Annotated in this window: 18 protein-coding genes; 7 read left to right on the top strand and 11 right to left on the bottom strand. The window is 39.7% G+C overall.

Translation table 11 applies throughout. The features are described 5' to 3' along the window. Window positions 1–21 precede the first annotated feature (21 nt). Complete coding sequence (locus NQ546_RS07905; protein WP_004289572.1) at window positions 22–1626, top strand: DUF4270 domain-containing protein; 1605 nt, start codon at window positions 22–24, stop codon at window positions 1624–1626. Window positions 1627–1712: 86 nt separating this feature from the next. Here NQ546_RS07905 and NQ546_RS07900 read toward each other — a convergent pair whose 3' ends face one another. The 4 genes from NQ546_RS07900 to NQ546_RS07885 form a co-directional block, all read right to left on the bottom strand. Next, on the bottom strand, window positions 1713–3143 hold the full coding sequence (locus tag NQ546_RS07900) for a glycoside hydrolase family 57 protein (protein WP_004289571.1): 1431 nt from the start codon (window positions 3141–3143) through the stop codon (window positions 1713–1715). Between the two features lie 17 nt (window positions 3144–3160). After that, window positions 3161–4426 carry a glycosyltransferase family 4 protein gene (locus tag NQ546_RS07895; RefSeq protein WP_004289570.1) on the bottom strand — a complete coding sequence of 422 codons (1266 nt, stop codon included), beginning with the start codon at window positions 4424–4426 and terminating at the stop codon, window positions 3161–3163. Window positions 4427–4440: 14 nt separating this feature from the next. Continuing rightward, a complete protein-coding gene (locus NQ546_RS07890) occupies window positions 4441–6381 on the bottom strand; it encodes a glycogen debranching enzyme N-terminal domain-containing protein (RefSeq protein ID WP_004289569.1) in 1941 nt (646 codons plus the stop codon). Window positions 6382–6726: 345 nt separating this feature from the next. Beyond that, window positions 6727–7323, bottom strand: coding sequence for a MarC family protein (locus NQ546_RS07885; protein WP_004289568.1), 597 nt, complete (start codon window positions 7321–7323; stop codon window positions 6727–6729). Between the two features lie 180 nt (window positions 7324–7503). Between NQ546_RS07885 and NQ546_RS07880 the strand changes: the two genes are divergently transcribed. After that, window positions 7504–8172 carry a Crp/Fnr family transcriptional regulator gene (locus tag NQ546_RS07880; protein WP_004289566.1) on the top strand — a complete coding sequence of 223 codons (669 nt, stop codon included), beginning with the start codon at window positions 7504–7506 and terminating at the stop codon, window positions 8170–8172. Window positions 8173–8249: 77 nt separating this feature from the next. On the opposite strand, the gene guaA is transcribed toward NQ546_RS07880, so the two are convergent. Further along, window positions 8250–9803: a glutamine-hydrolyzing GMP synthase gene (gene guaA, locus NQ546_RS07875; RefSeq protein WP_004289565.1), complete on the bottom strand. Its 1554-nt coding sequence runs from the start codon at window positions 9801–9803 to the stop codon at window positions 8250–8252. 114 nt (window positions 9804–9917) lie between these two features. On the opposite strand from guaA, the gene NQ546_RS07870 reads away from it, so the two are divergent. From NQ546_RS07870 to NQ546_RS07850, 5 genes are all read left to right on the top strand, one after another. Beyond that, window positions 9918–10880, top strand: coding sequence for an Abi family protein (locus NQ546_RS07870; RefSeq protein WP_004289564.1), 963 nt, complete (start codon window positions 9918–9920; stop codon window positions 10878–10880). A gap of 317 nt (window positions 10881–11197) precedes the next feature. Further along, on the top strand, window positions 11198–11908 hold the full coding sequence (locus NQ546_RS07865) for a DUF5039 family protein (RefSeq protein ID WP_004289563.1): 711 nt from the start codon (window positions 11198–11200) through the stop codon (window positions 11906–11908). Between the two features lie 107 nt (window positions 11909–12015). Beyond that, a complete protein-coding gene (locus NQ546_RS07860; protein WP_259812422.1) occupies window positions 12016–12105 on the top strand; it encodes a hypothetical protein in 90 nt (29 codons plus the stop codon). 14 nt (window positions 12106–12119) lie between these two features. After that, window positions 12120–12218, top strand: a complete 99-nt coding sequence (locus tag NQ546_RS07855) for a hypothetical protein (RefSeq protein WP_259812421.1) — start codon at window positions 12120–12122, stop codon at window positions 12216–12218. A gap of 6 nt (window positions 12219–12224) precedes the next feature. Then, window positions 12225–12638: a DUF2442 domain-containing protein gene (locus NQ546_RS07850; RefSeq protein WP_004289562.1), complete on the top strand. Its 414-nt coding sequence runs from the start codon at window positions 12225–12227 to the stop codon at window positions 12636–12638. A 371-nt stretch (window positions 12639–13009) separates the two neighbouring features. Here NQ546_RS07850 and NQ546_RS07840 read toward each other — a convergent pair whose 3' ends face one another. The 6 genes from NQ546_RS07840 to NQ546_RS07815 all read right to left on the bottom strand — a co-directional run bounded on the left by NQ546_RS07840 (window position 13010) and on the right by NQ546_RS07815 (window position 17760). After that, window positions 13010–13234, bottom strand: coding sequence for a hypothetical protein (locus NQ546_RS07840; RefSeq protein WP_004289561.1), 225 nt, complete (start codon window positions 13232–13234; stop codon window positions 13010–13012). Window positions 13235–13237: 3 nt separating this feature from the next. Then, on the bottom strand, window positions 13238–14047 hold the full coding sequence (locus tag NQ546_RS07835; protein ID WP_004289560.1) for a glycosyltransferase family 2 protein: 810 nt from the start codon (window positions 14045–14047) through the stop codon (window positions 13238–13240). Window positions 14048–14354: 307 nt separating this feature from the next. Further along, window positions 14355–15251, bottom strand: a complete 897-nt coding sequence (locus NQ546_RS07830; RefSeq protein ID WP_004289559.1) for a glycosyltransferase family 2 protein — start codon at window positions 15249–15251, stop codon at window positions 14355–14357. Between the two features lie 18 nt (window positions 15252–15269). Further along, entirely contained in the window at window positions 15270–16565 is a 1296-nt protein-coding gene (locus NQ546_RS07825; protein WP_004289558.1) for an O-antigen polymerase, read from the bottom strand. Next, window positions 16558–17280 carry a glycosyltransferase family 2 protein gene (locus tag NQ546_RS07820; RefSeq protein WP_004289557.1) on the bottom strand — a complete coding sequence of 241 codons (723 nt, stop codon included), beginning with the start codon at window positions 17278–17280 and terminating at the stop codon, window positions 16558–16560. The genes NQ546_RS07825 and NQ546_RS07820 overlap by 8 nt, the downstream gene beginning before the upstream one ends. Window positions 17281–17574: 294 nt before the next feature. Further along, entirely contained in the window at window positions 17575–17760 is a 186-nt protein-coding gene (locus tag NQ546_RS07815) for a hypothetical protein (protein WP_004289556.1), read from the bottom strand. Between the last annotated feature and the right edge of the window lie 26 nt (window positions 17761–17786).

Raw genomic sequence — 17786 nt, 5'->3', positions numbered from 1 at the left:
TTGATTTCAAGACGAAGAATTATGAAAGTAAAATATTTAGGAGTATTACTTTTAGCACTCCTGTCTTTGTACGGATGCGACGATAACACCGGGACGTTGGGTATGGATATGCTGCCCGATTCAGACGGAATTTCGGCTAAAACAGAAACATTTGACGTTAGCACAAAATCCATGCTTGCAGATAAAGTTTACTCCAAGACAAGTACAGGATATATCGGTAAGTTCACAGACCCTGATCCCAAAGGATTTGGAAACTACGAAGCCAGCTTCTTAGCCGAATTGAATTGTACGGAGAATTTCACATTCCCTGCCGTATATGAAGAAAGCGCAGACGGAAAAAGCGGCAAAGGAACAATGGTGAAAGACGAAGTGGAGAAAATCCAGTTAGTAGTCTACTATTCCAGCTGGTTCGGAGACTCCTTAAATGCATGCAGAATGAGTGCATACGAATTGAACGACGAATGGCTGAAAGTGCGTAAAGATCCTGATAAATACCGATATACCAATATCGATACAAAGCTATATCACGAATCAAAGGCTTTAGGAAAAAAAGCATATACAGCTTATGATACCTCTGTGCCCGACTCCGTAAGAAAAGCAACCGATTCAAACGGTAACTCAACTTATTACCCCAACATCACTTTCCCATTGGATAAAGAGCTGGGAAATAATATTTTGAAATTGAACCGGCAATATCAAGAAAAGAAGAATGACTTTTTTGACAACTCTGATAAGTTTATCGAAAATGTATTCAAAGGTGTTTACCTGCAAACAGACTACGGTGACGGAACCATTCTCTATGTAGACCGCGTAGACCTGCAAATGCAATTCCGATTCCACTATGTGGACAGTTTAGGAGTTAAGCTGACCAAAAAAGTCACAGACAAAAATGGTGAAGCCGGCACAGACTCCACATACCTTGCTACGGCAGTTGCTTTTGCCTCTACCAAAGAAGTGATTCAAGCCAATAAATTTGAGAACTCAGAAAAGCTGGCAGAGAAAGTAAACAATGACAATGAAAAAGGCTGGAGCTATCTCAAATCACCGGCCGGTATCTTCACAGAAGCAACTCTGCCTTATGATGAAATAGCCAAGAAGTTAGCTAATGATACGTTGAATGCGGTCAAGCTGACTTTTACGAACTACAAGCAGGACAATCAGGAATATAAATTCAGCATGAGTGCGCCACAAACAGTTCTGCTGGTACGCCAAAAAGACATGGAATCTTTCTTTGTCAACAATGAACTTGCAGACAATGTTACTTCTTTTGTGGCAACCCATAACAGCGTAGAAACCAACCAATACACCTTCAAAAACATAGCCCGCTTGGTTTCCACTTGTATCAATGAGAAAAAGGCTGCCAAACAAAAAGCGAAAGAAGCGGCAGGAGCAGCATGGGACGAAGCAGCATGGGAAGATGAATGGAACGAAGGCGAAGGAAAAAACTGGAACAAAGTAGTGCTGATCCCCGTAGTTGTGACATACGATACAAGCAGTAACAACCCTTCCATGATTGGCATCCAACACGACTTGAAACCGACATATGCCAAGCTCAAAGGCGGTGATCCGGCATTTGGCGGCAGCACTTTGAAGATAGAAGTCACCCATACTTCTTTCAATAAATAGAATCCCTATCAATCAGATACATAAAAGAACTCCCGTTCCAAGTATTGGAACGGGAGTTCTTTTATGTATATAGCAGAAGAATGAGCCTATTCAGCCTTTTTCTTCGGTTCTGCTTTCTTGGCAACCGACTTTTTAGCAACAGTTTTCTTGACAGCAGCCTTTACGGCAGCTTTAGGAGCAGTTTTGGCAGCAGCCTTTGCTTCCTTCTTCTTCTCTGCTGTCTTCTCCTTCTCCAGCTTATGCTGTGTTTTTTCCAACTCTTTGTGTAACTCTTCTATTTCGTCGCCTTGATTTTTGATAGTAGTCAGCAAAGCATTCAGTTCCTCATTATCGATATCTATCGGATAGAGAGAGTCAACACGTTTGATGAAATCGCCCAGAATATTCATGTAATTGGTAAATGCGTCATAAGGAGATTCATAGATGCCGCGATTCAACCCCACACCGCTATTCTTGGTTGTCATAAAACGGAAGTTATTGCTTGCCTGCAAATAGTCCCAGTCTTGCTTGATACGGCGGTCATCGCAGATATGTACACGTTCGGCTACGCTATACAGCTTATTGAAAGCCTCACGTTGCATCACGTTACCCAGCCAGCAACTTGTATCTCTCTCCTCATCCACCCACGACATAGGATATGGAACATCCAACTGCGAAACAGACTTCAACTTAGTGACAATCTCCGTAGGAGTTGAGAAAGTGATACCCTTTTCCTTTGCGCATGCAGGCAACGCTTTCAGGAATTCCAGAATATTGGAAGACAAAGGCTGTGACATACCCAATGAACAAAGTTCCATAAATATGTTGATAACCTGTTCTTCTTGCGGGAATGCATCAATCCAGCTAATGTACTTATCGGCAAACAACGGATATTCACTCCATTCGGAATTAGAGAAACGCAGACTGATGTCATCCGACAACTTGAAATCACGCAACAACAGTTTCAGATTCGGGTTCATATTGCAGTGATAAACATAGTGCGGACTCTTCCAGCCAAGCACATGTTTAGCCCCCTCGGTCAGCATACCCTTGAAGCCCATACTTGCCACTACCGCACCGATCTCGTCATTATAGATCAGACTGGAATTACGGAACACCTTCGGAGCCTTACCGAACATCTGTTTCATCTTGGCACTCTGGCGCATTACCTCTTCCTTAAAGCAATCCTCATTAGCCAAAGAAGAAAGTCCATGAGAGTATGGCTCGGCCAAGAACTCGCAGCATCCCGTATCATTGAGCTGGTGCAACAGGTCGATTACGGCAGGCGCATGGATTTCCAACTGCTCCAATGCCACACCGGAAATGGACAAAGCCACCTTGAACGCACCGTCCGAGTTCTTCACCATTTCAATGAGCGTATTCAAGGCGGGAATATACGAGCGTTCAGCAACTTCATTTATACTTGTCTCATTAGCATAATCATCATAGTAATAATGATTTGTACCGATATCAAAGAAACGATAACGTTTCAGATGTATAATTTGATGTATCTCAAAATAAAGACAGATAGTTCTCATTAGTATTTATTGTTTTATTATTTACCATAGTTTCTTAACACATCCTCATAAAGAGCACGAATTCTCAAACCTACCTTTTCCCAGGTTATTCCGTCCACTTCCTTCTTACCCTCCTCCTGAAGATAGCGGAAAAGAGACGGATTAATACAGATGGAGTAGATAGCATCGGCCATAGCATGAATGTCCCAATAATCGGTTTTTATCACCTTATCGAGAATCTCACCACATCCTGACTGCTTGGAGATGATGGAAGGCGTTCCGCACTGCATGGCTTCCAACGGCGCGATACCGAAAGGCTCGGAAACGGAAGGCATAACGAATACGTCACTATTCTTATAAACCTCATACACCTGCTTGCCCTTCATGAAACCGGGGAAATGGAAACGGTCGGCAATGCCCCGTTCGGCAGCCAGGTTTATCATGGCATTCAGCATATCGCCCGAACCTGCCATTACGAAACGTATATTACGGGTACGTTGCAACACCAATGCTGCGGCTTCCACAAAGTATTCCGGGCCTTTCTGCATAGTGATACGTCCGAGGAAGGTAACCACCTTCTCTTTGGAATGATCCGGGCGCGGAATATCCTGCAACTCCTGCGAAAGCGGATACACCGCATTATGCATGGCAAACACCTTTCGCGGATCCTGATGATACTCATTTATCACTGTGCGGCGAGTAAGCTCCGATACACACATGATGCAGTCTGCATAATCCATTCCGTTCTTCTCCATAGAATAAACGGTAGGATTCACCTTGCCGCGCGAACGGTCAAAGTCCGTTGCATGCACATGGATGCAGAGCGGCTTGCCACTTACCATTTTCGCATGTACTCCGGCAGGGTATGTCAGCCAGTCGTGAGCATGAATAATGTCGAATTCCTGCTGACGTGCCACAACTCCGGCTATGATTGAAAAGTTATTGATTTCTTCGTGCAGATTTCCCGGATAACCGCCGGCAAAGTCCATACACCCCAAGTCATTGACATGCATATAAGAGAAATCCGAATAAATATGATCGCGTAACGCATAATACTGTTCCGGACTCATCGTTGACAAACGTGACTTCAAATAATCATAATTAACATCACGCCACACGATAGGCACTTGGTTCATGCCTATTATATTCAAGAAATTCTCTTCCTCACCTGTGGGCTTTGGCATACAGAAAGTCGTTTCCACATCCCCCTGCAAGCTCAGTCCTTTGGTGATTCCGTATGATGCAACTGCAAGACCGCCATATATTTTGGGAGGAAATTCCCAACCAAACATTAAAACTTTCATCTTCGTTCCTCCTCCTATAAATTATATTTAGACAACAATTTCAAGATACGCAGAATTTCCGCCACATTCATGGCAAATGACACCGCTCCCCTGCCTTTGAACGGCGGATTTCCGTCGAACAATTCGGGCAGCGATCCTATGCAATGGCTCGTCATCTCATCTTCAAAACCAATCAGATAGCGTTCCACAAACGAAATGCCGCTCATCTTATAAATGCGCAGATACGCCTCCATGTAGAATCCCATGAGCCATGGCCATGCTGTGCCCTGATGATATGCATAATCCCTTTGGACCTGAGGGCCTACATAATTAGGATTGTATCCCCCGCTCTTAGGGCTTAAAGTACGCAGGCCTTTCGGAGTCAGCAACTCTTTTGTCACAATGTCGAGTACCTGTTTTTTCTGTGCGCGATCCAGTGGAGAGTAGTCAAAAGCCACAGCAAATATCATGTTGGGGCGGACACTCCAATCCATCATATAGCCGTCCACGTAGTCAAACAGATAACCGTATTCATTGCGGAAAACCTCTACAAAGGATTTTCCCGCCATTTCGGCCAGATCATCCAATTCGTCCGCAAATATATCGTTTCCGCCCTCACGAACTAAATCTGCAACAAAGCGCAAGGCATTATACCACAAAGCGTTCACCTCTACGATATAACCGGTACGAGGAATTACAGGATGCCCGTTGGCAGTAGAGTTCATCCATGTAACGGCTTTCTCCTTACCGTTTGCATAAAGCAAACCGTTTTCGTGCAAGAACAGGTTGTCATGCTTACGGCCGCGAATATAATTCATAATGTCCTCCAACAGTTTGCCATACTTCTGCCGGCACAGCTCACGCGATGTTTCCTTAGCATACTGCTGCAAAGCCCACACCGCCCATAAGAGCACATCCGGATGCTCCATTTCATAGATTTTATAGCCCACCGGCCTATCTTCCATAAAATCGCGGACAGCCTTCTCTGCAGTTTTCATAACATCTTCAAATTCCGATTGTTCGTCCACCGCCAAAGTCAGGCCGGGCAAAGAAATAAACAAGTCGCGTGCACGACACTTGAACCAGGGGTAGCCTGCAAGTATATAATGCTCCTCTCCTTGTTTGTTATGGAATTGGTGGGCCGAATTTTTCAGACAGTGGTAGAAGCTATCCCGCGGAGTACGGTCTTCCGCTTCCGCCTCAAAGGTCTGTTTCAGTTTGCGCGGTGAAATCTCCGAGATACCTGCTGAGAACACAATGCTTTCACCTTTCTTTATGTCCACCTCAAAATAGCCGGGCACATACAGGTCTTCATTAAAATCATATCCGCGTTCCTGTTCCTTCGGATATTCAATGCCGCGATACCAGTCCGGCTGATAATGAAATTCATTCTTTTTGTTCAGTTGCATATAAAGTTCCGGGTATCCGGGATACATACAGGTCTTGATGCCGTTTTCCACCGGTTGATAGTCGCGGTTGGCCTGTGCATTTTCGTGCGTATATTCACGCACGCTGCGAAATGCCAGAAAAGGGCGGAACCGGAGTGTTGTTGCCGAATGGGCATCCACCAAGGTATAACGAATTAGAATCCGGTTCTCGTGATGTACAAAAATTTTCTCTTTACGGAGGATTACCCCTCCTACGCGGTAAGTTGTTGCCGGGATATGCTCACAGTCAAATTCTCGGATATACTTATGCCCGTTCGGGCTGAAGTTGTTTCCTTGATATTTGTGCAAACCCAGATTAAACTCTGCGCCATGTTGAATTACCGTTTCATCCAAAGAAGACAGCAGCACATGGTTTTCATCATCCAGGTTGGGAACGGGAATCACCAACAACCCATGATATTTTCGTGTGTTACAATCTACAATTGTCGTACAATGATAGGCCCCCGATTTGTTAGTCCGAAGTATCTCCCTTGGCAAAGATTCTTGCAGATTAACCATCAAGGTCTTGTCAAATCGTAAATAACTCATAGTTGTGCATTATTTAAAGGTTAATTATTTCAGGTATGCGCGCTACACAACTTGTAGCGATGCTCAAAAGTACAAATTTCAGCCTATACGCAAAATAAAAAGTCAGTTTTTTTTCGTTTTTCAAGTAAATAATTCATAGCATTGTACGAAAATCATCAATTCGTGTACAATATATGAAATATGATGCCCGACAAATAGTTCTGACTGCGATTATACCGCTATTTCTAACTATTCATCCCACAATATGAAAGAAAGTCCCAAAAGAGGATAATTGAGGAAGAGGAAAAAACAGTGAAGGGAAAGATGCACACCCCTCCTCCCCGGACAGTAATAAAAAAGACCGTCTTAATTATGAAAACTCTCCAACAGCAATGATATATTTGCCATAAACAAGCGTACGGAAATCGCCAGCAGGATAATGCCGAAGAACTTGCGGATAATATAAATTCCGCCCTTACCGAGAAAACGCTCCACGCGTCCCGTCATGCTGACAACAAAATACACCCATATCATATTCAGCACCAGCGCAATGATGATGTTGACACTGGCATACTCGGCACGCAAAGAGAGCAACGTGGTGAATGCTCCGGCTCCCGCCAATAACGGAAACACCAGCGGCACCAATGTAGCCTCCTTTATAGGCCCCTGATTCTTAAATATCTCAATATCGAGAATCATCTCCAACGACATCAGGAAGATGACAAACGCACCTGCTACGGCAAACGACTCGATGTCTACGTGAAACAGTTTCAGCATCATATCACCTGCATAGAAAAAGCCTATCAACAGTGCAAACGATATCAACGTAGCTTTTAATGCATTTACGTCTTTTCCTTTCTCTTTCAGGTTGATGATAATAGGAATAGAGCCTATAATATCTATTACGGCAAACAACACAATAAAAGCGCTGGTCATTTGTTGCCAATTAAATGCTGAAAACATACGTTCCTCCTTTTTCTTTTCTGCAAAGATAATCTATTTTTATACATTCTGCAAAATTTCTTAAAGCTGAATGAATAGCACGTTTAAGAAATAATAAAAAAAACAAAAAGAGAGGGTAAGTGTTTACGGCAGAGAGCGATTATACCTACTTTTGTTCTTGAACCATAATACAGAAACTATATGGAAACAATGTTCGATACACTATTACAATTACCCCTTTTTCAAGGACTTGCCCAAGAGGACTTCACCTGTATCTTGGAAAAGGTAAAATTGCATTTCACGAAACATAAACCGGGAGAGCTTCTTTTGCAAAAAGATTCTTCCTGCCACGAACTGGTGTTCATTCTAAAAGGAGAAGTAGCATCTTCCACATTATCCGCTGATGCTTCTTACAGCTTTACGGAATATTTTCCGGCTCCCTACCTGATCGAACCTTATTCCATGTTCGGCATGAACACATCCTATGCTTCTACACACCGCGCCAATACGGAGGTACATACGGTCAGCATCAGCAAAGCGTTCGTGATGAAAGAGCTATTCAGCTATGAGATATTCCGCCTGAACTATATGAACATGGTGAGCAACCGCGCCCAAATGCTGCATAACCGCTTATGGAAGGTGGCAGGCAACGATCTTGAAGCACGTATTTCCCATTTCATCCTCAGCCACGTAGAACGCCCGTCGGGAAAGAAAGTACTGAAAATCAAGATGGAAGATTTAGCCCAAATAGTCAACGAGACTCGCGCAGGGATATCAAAGGCTCTCAACAACATGCAGGACAGAGGATTGATAGAGCTGCACCGCGGAGAAATCGTAATACCCTATGCGGAAAATCTGATACTTGCATGAGAGTGATGCACTGCCTCACGTAAGAAACTAAAAGGGGATGAATTCAAAATGAAATTCATCCCCTTTTCTGGTATTACTTATTCCCATTCAATTGTGGAAGGCGGTTTTGAGGAGATATCGTAGGTTACGCGATTCACCCCTTTCACCTTGTTGATAATATCATTGGAAACCTTGCCCAAGAACTCATAAGGCAGATGCGCCCAGTCGGCAGTCATGGCATCGGTAGAAGTAACAGCACGCAAGGCAACAGCACGTTCATACGTACGTTCATCTCCCATTACACCGACAGACTGCACCGGAAGCAGGATAACTCCCGCCTGCCAAACCTGATGATAAAGCACCGTTTCATTTCCGTCGGCATCCTTCACCTTCCAGTCGCGCAAGCCCTGAATGAAGATATCGTCCGCATCTTGCAAGATACGCACCTTTTCCGGAGTTATATCACCCAAGATACGCACAGCCAACCCCGGTCCGGGGAAAGGATGGCGGGTAATCAGATGATCCGGCATGCCCAGCTCGCGTCCTACGCGGCGAACTTCGTCCTTAAACAACAGACGCAACGGCTCGCACAGCTTCAAATGCATTTTTTCGGGCAATCCTCCCACATTGTGATGGCTCTTGATAACCGTTCCGGTGATAGAAAGCGACTCAATGCAATCCGGATAGATAGTACCCTGTGCCAGCCACTTTACATCTTTTATCTTATGGGCTTCTTCATCAAACACATCAATAAATCCCTTTCCTATAATCTTGCGTTTTCGTTCCGGCTCGGTCACTCCTGCCAGCTCCGCAAAGAATTTGGCACTTGCGTCCACGCCTACTACGTTCAGTCCCAGACACTCATAATCGTGCAACACATTCTTGAACTCATTCTTACGCAGCATGCCATGATCCACGAAGATACAAGTCAGGTTCTTACCGATAGCACGATTCAGCAGTACGGCAGCAACGGAAGAATCCACTCCGCCACTCAGGCCAAGCACCACTTTGTCATCTCCAAGCTGTTCTTTCAGTTGGGCAACGGTAGTTTCAATGAATGATGCAGCGCTCCAATCCTGTTTGCAACCGCACACTTCCACAACAAAGTTTTTCAGCATCTGCGTGCCGTCCTCGCTATGGAACACTTCCGGGTGGAACTGAACACCCCACATCTTCTCGCCTTCCACCTGATAAGCGGCAATCTTCACTTTATCTGTCGAAGCTATCGTTTTGAAGTTGTCAGGAATTGCTGTGATAGTGTCACCATGACTCATCCATACTTGTGTGTTCTCCTTCACTCCCTTGAAAAGCACATTGCCTTTATCAAAAGAATTCAGATGTGCACGTCCGTATTCACGACTACCCGCAGGCTCAACCTTTCCACCATTGGTATAAGCGATGAACTGTGCACCGTAGCAAATTCCCAATACAGGGTATTTACCGCGAATCTCGTTTAAATCTATTTTAAACGCACTCTCATCATATACGGAAAACGGGCTGCCCGAAAGAATAACTCCCTTTACACTCTCATCTCCCTGAGGAAATTTGTTGTAAGGCACAATTTCGCAATATACATTCAGCTCGCGAACACGACGACCGATAAGCTGCGTGGTCTGTGAACCGAAATCAAGAATAATAATCTTTTCTTGCATAGAAACAGAGGTGTTAATTATTTGGAGCACAAAGATACGAAGAAAAATGAGATTGAGCACAAAAATTAAACGACTTAAATATCGTATCTTTGCAGTTACTAAAAAAACAGAAATATGAATACCTACAATAAAGCACCATTAACATATACGGAACAGATTGAACTACTGAAATCAAGAGGCCTAATTTTTTCTGACGAAAGACGAGCCCAAAGGCATCTTGCTAATATCAGTTACTACCGCCTCAGCGCTTATATGCTACCATACAAACAAAGTGAAAATGGAATAATTCTTGATACGTTTCGTGATGGAATCACTTGGGAGATGATATACAACTTGTATGTATTTGACAGAAAACTGCGTATATTAGTCTTTGATGCCATTGAGCGGCTTGAAATAGCCATTCGTACACAAATAATCTATCAACTCAGCCATAAATATGGTTCACATTGGCAAGACAGACAAGATATTTTTAATCCTCCGGCACTCGTAACCCTACGTAACGGGAAGACCGTTACAATAGACGTATATAACGACATTCAAAAACACATCAAGGAACAACTACATAACAACAAGGCAGAAGTATTTATTCAACACTACAGAGACAAATATGACAAACCGGAAAATCCTCCATCTTGGATGAGTATTGAAGTGATGTACTTCAATCATCTTTCACGCATATGCACAGGGCTGAAGCAACGTGCAGATATAAATGGTATTGCCGCCTATTTCGCATTACCTCCAAAAACATTCTGTTCGTGGCTTCATACAATCAATTATGTTCGTAATATCTGTGCACATCATGCCAGACTTTGGAACAGAGACTTGAATATAGTCCCTGAAAAACTTTCTTTTTCTAAAACCCTTGATTGGATCAGCAATCCAGATACAGCCAAAAGGAGCAAGCTATATTATTTCCTGTGTATGCTGAACTATATGTTACAGACTGCCAATCCGACATCGCCATTCAAAAAAAAATTAAAAGCGTTATTAACAGAGAATGAGGACATTATTTCACTTAATGCAATGGGATTTTTCGAGAACTGGGAAAATGAAATAATATGGAATAACAAGAAATAGTGAGAAAAAGACATTGCAGTTTAGATAAAAATGCGTATCTTTGTAACAAATTAAAAGGCAGATGTTTTAATAACAAAAGATAATAAGCCTCTCAGGCGCGTCGCAAGACAGCATACTTGAGGGGCGTTCTTTATTTAAGGAAGTTTTCATCAGTTTTATTATAATATTGATCTTGTCTGTCTAATATCCTTATCTAATCAAAAATAGACTATAAAAACACCCGCACAGCTTATCCTTCAAAAAACCAAAGGAATTATTGGAATTATAAAGTAAAGAATTTATATTTGCTTTCATTACTAACCCAAACATCTAATATCATGAAAAGAAACATTCTATCAGCGGTCTTTACTCTTTGCTGCCTATTGCCGATAACAGCACAGTCCCTTTCCAAGACAGATTCGCTACAAATTGAAATCGCTCAATTAGAAAATGCACTGGCAAACATACAGACTGATTTGCAAGAAAAGACTTTGCAGTACAATTGGGAAATAACAGAAAAGTACATTGAGTATTGCAAAAAACTCTACAAAATTACAAACTTCAATCAAGAACCCCGGCTGGTACAACTTGCCACTACCATAAAGCCTGAAGAACTGGAACCTCAGAGATTGGCCTATGAAAAGACTAAAAAAGAAGTTGAAACACTACTGAAATCCTACCCGGAGTATATCACCCTCGATTCTTTATACAAAAGAGCCACCAATACGGAACAAAAAAAAGACCGCAAAGTAGCCTTAGACGGTTTCTATCAACGCATATACAATGAGGATAAAGCTTACCGCCCGCTACTCGAAAAAAGACGCAAAACCCTCAAAGAGCATTATATTGCCTGCGCTTCCTACCTACTGAACGAATGTAAAAGAAACGGAGAAATAGTACCGGAAATCTATGATTATAAAACAGCACGAATTCTCAAAGAGGCTAATCCCAAGCTCCGCCAACTATCCATAGAGATCAGCACACTTGAAAGCCTTCAACGGGAAACAATTCGCAAATATCAAAAGCTAAAATACAATTTGGAGGACTAAAAAAATAAGACAGAAAATTGACCCTTAGTCAGAAAAATTACGGAGACTATAATTTTAGTACAAGAAAAATAGAATAGTTAGCGGCGATTTTATTTGGTTTTCGTTTTATGTTTTACGCTAATGACCATGAGCCTATACACGTTCCTGTAATCAAAGGAGATATAAGTGCTAAATTACTTTATTTCCAGTTACATTAATCAAAAATAATGGCTTGAAGTCATCTGAGCTGAAACTTGTAGAATCAGTTATAGAAGAAAATCAAGAAGTAATAGCAGAGCATTGGAATAAATTTTTTAATAAATCAAAATAAGTGGCTATGGAAAATATCATAGTTGAAAAGGTATGGTTAACTGATACAGAGGTATGGATACGTACCACTGACGGGAAGGAGGCATGTGAGAAGTTTTCTGATTTCCAAAGGCTAAAATGGGCTACTCCTGCGCAGCGCGCAAATTTCACAACGAGCCATGACGGAATACATTGGAGAGAGCTTGATGAAGATTTGAGTTTTGAAGGATTCTTTCAGGAAAGGAAATCTAATCCTCTGTATGATTTATTTATAGCTCATCCTGAATTGAATGCTGCTGCCATAGCACGACGCTTAGATATTTCTCAGAGTTTGTTTGCTCAATATGTAAGCGGAACAAAAAAGCCGTCTAAGAAACGTTTTGAAGATATTATAGAAACAATACGTTCAATAGGGTGTGAATTAATGGCTGTACCGGCATAAGTTATATATCAATATAATAATCATCACCATCTACCGTTAAATGATACTGGCGACCAATAAACGCAAAAGCCCTTACCCATTTCCTAAAGAAAGTCAGTAATACGCCGAGTAAGATTCTTCTCTATATCAAGCTCACATTGTAATGCCACAGTACCCCAAAAACTAAAATTATAAGGGTCTTTAAACGCATATTGCGCCAAGTCTAAATGCTCTCTCTGCACTATTCTTTACCTTAGAGATGAGTGATATATGATATTCCCAATAAAAACAGCCGAAACCACTTCTAAAAAGCGATTTCGGCTGCGCCTAAAACAAAGTAACCGCTGTTACCCGTCATTTACCAGTATCACACTGCATCACATAATGTCATACTACACTTGTGAAGCATCTCTCCGCCTACGTACCACCAATGGTGCTCCGAGCTCTTCACGCTCCACTACTTCGATATATCCGGCCTGCTCCAGTTCAAACAAGGCGGGGTATACGCGGAACTTGTCAGCACCGGAATTTTGAATAATATCATCTACCGAAACAGCACCATAAAAAGAAGCTATATAATCGATAATTTTCTGCATATCAACTGCTTTGTAGTCCATATTTTATCGGAGTATTGTTTTATACACAAATTTCCTCAAAGAATTAGGGATAATTCGGGTCAAAAAACGAACAAAAATATTCCTTATATATTGGGGGAATGATATAAAATGTAACTGCCTTAACATTTTCTGAAAACGAAATTCATTTATAGCATATTTCCATCCACCACGTCTTTTGAACACTTTCGAAGAAAAGCGGAAATACAACAAACTTTCTTGAATATTATAAAATTTAGCACCATTCATCAGCATACGCACCCATAAATAGTAATCTTCAAATAAAGGGAAATGGCGATAACTCCCCACAGATAGTACTGCACTTTTACGAAATGCCGCTACCGGATGATTTATCGGATTTCGATATTTAGCAAACTTTTGGATAGCATTATGAAATTCTGGCAATTTTCTTACAGACTTTATATCAGAAACGTCCTTTTCAAATTCCTCAACCCAAGCACTTACAACATCCACATCCTGATACATTTTTAAAACAGCCAATTGTTTTTCAAAACGTTTTGGTTTAGCAATATCATCAGTATCCATACGAACAACGATATCAAAAGAGCAATGTTTCAGTCCCTCATTCAATGCCTTTCCTAACCCTTGATTATCTGCTAATGAAAAAACTTTTAGATAAGAATAGTACTTTGTATACAAGTCTATCACCTTGTTAAGTTCGTCAGTCAATGGTCCATCTTTTATCAAAACAACTTCCGATGGCAACAATGTTTGAGAAAATACACTTTCTAAACTCTCTTTCAAATACTCAGGATTCTCTTTGTTATAAACAGACAGAAGTACGGAAAATTTCATTATAAAATATATAAGTTCATTATTATATCAAGTTTTTGGGAATTTATCCTATTTCCTAATTTAGTGTTCAATCTTAAGATGTCGCATAGAAGAAACTGTTTTTATAAAACATGTACTAAAATAATATAATGCCCTCATCATTGAGAAACAGTCACAATTATTGATGAAAAAAGTCTCCATATTTTACTTAGTCAAGCGCCTTTGATGAATAAAATAATAAAAACATGAATTAAAGGAGTAATCTTGTTATAAATAAATAGATATTCAAATCATTGCAACAGTATCTCGTTTTTAATAACCATAGCCATTATTTCTTCCACATAGGTAATATGTTAAATCTATATGCTAATATAATGCCATCACGAATCCCTTTCCATATGTTTTTTATATAGAGAAGTCGAGGCGGCACACACAGAGGATAATAAAAAAGTTTTACCATATACTTTATTCCATTAGAGACTTTCCAATAAATCGGAACATAATTACGCCGTAATAAAATAAAATAATTACGATACTGATAATAGGTTCTGAAACAAGTAGGTATAGGAACTTTCTTCCATAAGAAATGGCGATCCCCTTCTCCTAAATGATGACTCAATTTTATAGTTTCTACTATAAAAAAACGCCCACCCATTCTCAAATTAGCACGCCAACACCATTCATGATCAACACCATCAATAAATAACGTTTCATCCATTAATCCAACCTTTTCAAAATTCGAAATAGCTATCAATGAGGCGGAGCTAATTAATTCAGAAACTTCTGTAATCTCATTGTTTATTTTCTTTCCCTTTTTAACATTCCCCCTATATTCCTTATTTTCACAACGATTAAATGCTCTTGGACCAATAGCACCAACAGTCATGAAATTTGAACACAAGTAATCATACTGCAACAATAGTTCATTGATAATATTCGCAGGAGATATACTATCTTGATCTAAAAAAAATAAATAATCAAAATTGTTCTCAATAGCATACCTTACACCATAATTCTGAGCTGCTGCAATACCAATATTACCTGGCATTTTTCGGTATATAATACAAGAAGTTTTTTCATCAATAAATGGTAGATGTAACGGTTCGATAGAATTATCCGAAATCCATAACAAATCAACCTGAGGCAATATGGCAGAGATAACTTTAGAAAGTAATTCGACATTCGAATTATAGAGAACTAAGACACAAATTACTTTTTTTTTCATACTGAATAGAATAAAAAATCATTTACACATACACCTTTTCACCCTAAGAATAGATAAAATCAAATAATAACAAAGTATTAAAAAGAACAGGACAAGCATAACAATAAATAAAGAATTGTATAAACTAATAGTATAACTTACATCTCCTTCCAAACCAAATATATATCCATAAGACAACACTATAAGAAATTTAATAAGTAGATTCAAATCACATGCCTTATAAAACAAAGCATGTATAGTTCCAATTATTGCTCCCAATAGGAACGAAAAGAGTATGCTCCCATACATACCAAAAAGTACATATCCCATGACATTATGTCTAGGGTTAGGTCCCGTCAATAAATCAGTATCTACATGCATACGGAAAATGGATATCCCCATAGGTTCTGGGAGTTCATTCCAAGGAATAATTCTATAAGATCCTAAAATATCAACAAAAATAGTTTCAAATGGTCGACTTCCATCTATTCGTTCTATATAGCCATTAGGATAAGTCTGCCAATATACATCACCAGAAAAAATAAATCGTTCACCGAATGCTATCAATGACTGAATAAAATTTATTTCATCGTTACTACTGATAAATACAACAAAACTTCCTGCCACAATACCTATTAGCAGAATTTTTTTTTCATGTTTTCTAATTTGACAAAGAATATGATCTGAACATATCACACTATATAGAAAGAAAGTAGTTACAAGTCCCCAAAAACCAGCTTTAGATCCATTCAGAATAGAAGTTATTATAGAAAATAGTATGAAACAATATGCTATATATCGCTGTTTATTTTTCTTTTCTATATTATAAAATGAAAAAAGTAAAGCCAAAGTTCCCCAAACAGTAGTAAATCGGAATAATAGCCCTGCTCCACTTCCACCAGAGGAAGCTTCCAAACGCGAATCCATAAATAGAGGAATACCAATATTTTTATATATTATAAATTGAATTATAACAACAGAGAAGATAACTATAATGTATATTATTCGTAACAGTTTATTTTCATCAAGAATATAGAATTTATTCTTCAATTTTCTAAATCCTATTCTATTAAATAGCAACATGCCACTAATAAAAGCAAATTGGGTCAATAAATAGCTTACAAAGTATTTTAATTGAATAGCATTACATAGAAAAAGGAAAATCACGACCCCAAATCCACATGCAGACAGTACCGCCGATAAGACAAAAGGATCTAAAATAGATATATACCAACTTTTAAATATTAGAATATAACAAATAAAAGAAAAAGATATGCAAAAAAGCAACGCTTCCCAATGCTCATATGCTAATTCTATAAAATCAAGATTAGACATTGCTTAAGAATATTGACTTTACTTTCAAATAAAAATGTACAACCTGATAATATACAAAACATGTAATTCCTAAATTTTGTAAAATAATCATAGAATTATTCTTTAAGAATCTCAAATCGTTCTTCCTAATAGAAGATCTTCCACAATCATTAAAATCAGCTATAACAAAAGGTAAATACACAAATTTAACACGCTTATCTCCCCACGATTGAATATTAAAAACATAATCCGCAAATAATCGATAGTCCACATCATATAATCGTTCATCATAAACACTACGATGATACAATATAGCTTGATGGCATATGTTATGAATAGCTAACTTATAACGAGAAAATGGTCCATCATAATTTATCTTCTGATTAACCATATATACATTTCCATAATAAATAGTATGCGTACGTGTTAACAATGGAGCAATATAAAAAAATACGTTCTCACATAAGAGATCATCAGCCCCTAAGAAATATATATATTCCCCCGTCGCCACCTTTATCCCCTTATTCATCGCATCATAAATCCCCTTGTCCGGTTCGCTCACCCAGTACGCAATTCTGTCAGCATATTTCCGGATAATTTCAACAGTGCCATCAGTGCTGCCGCCATCAATAATAATATACTCTATGTCATGATACGTCTGATTAAGTACGGACAGCATGGTCTTTTCAATCGTGTCCGCAGCATTGTAGCAAACAGTTACTACTGATATTTTCATTTTTATCTGATATTCAATAATTTAACACTCAAAAAAATAGTAGTTTGTGACACCCTGTCACCACCCTTGTATAACTTTCCCTCACGCGCGCAGGAGAGAGTTTTTTTTATCCAAGTCTCAAACATGTATTCTTCATGCGTGCACATAAAGAAAAGTTCTGCAAGAGCGATGCCAGGGTGTCAAGGCACTACCTGTTGCAATAATCCAGTTTGAGACGTTCGTACAGTTCTTTCAGTACAATACGCAGGGTATCAGAGTCTTTTCGGACGATAAGTTCGTCCAAGTAGAAACATATCACTGTATAGTACGGCAAGAGGTTTGAAACGGAGCCCCTTTTAAAGCAGTATAAGTTTTACTACTCATGCCGGTGCACTGGCAAATGACACGATCCGTAAGATGCTTGCCACACACCTGCACCGTTTCCTGCAACAAGGCCAGGAGTTCTCCCAATTCGGCATTGGGAGCGAAATTTTGCTTCATTGTTTATCGTTTTTAAAACGTAATTA

The sequence above is a fragment of the Bacteroides eggerthii genome, from assembly GCF_025146565.1.
Lineage (GTDB): Bacteria > Bacteroidota > Bacteroidia > Bacteroidales > Bacteroidaceae > Bacteroides > Bacteroides eggerthii.
This window is presented reverse-complemented; position numbering and strand designations above follow the sequence as displayed.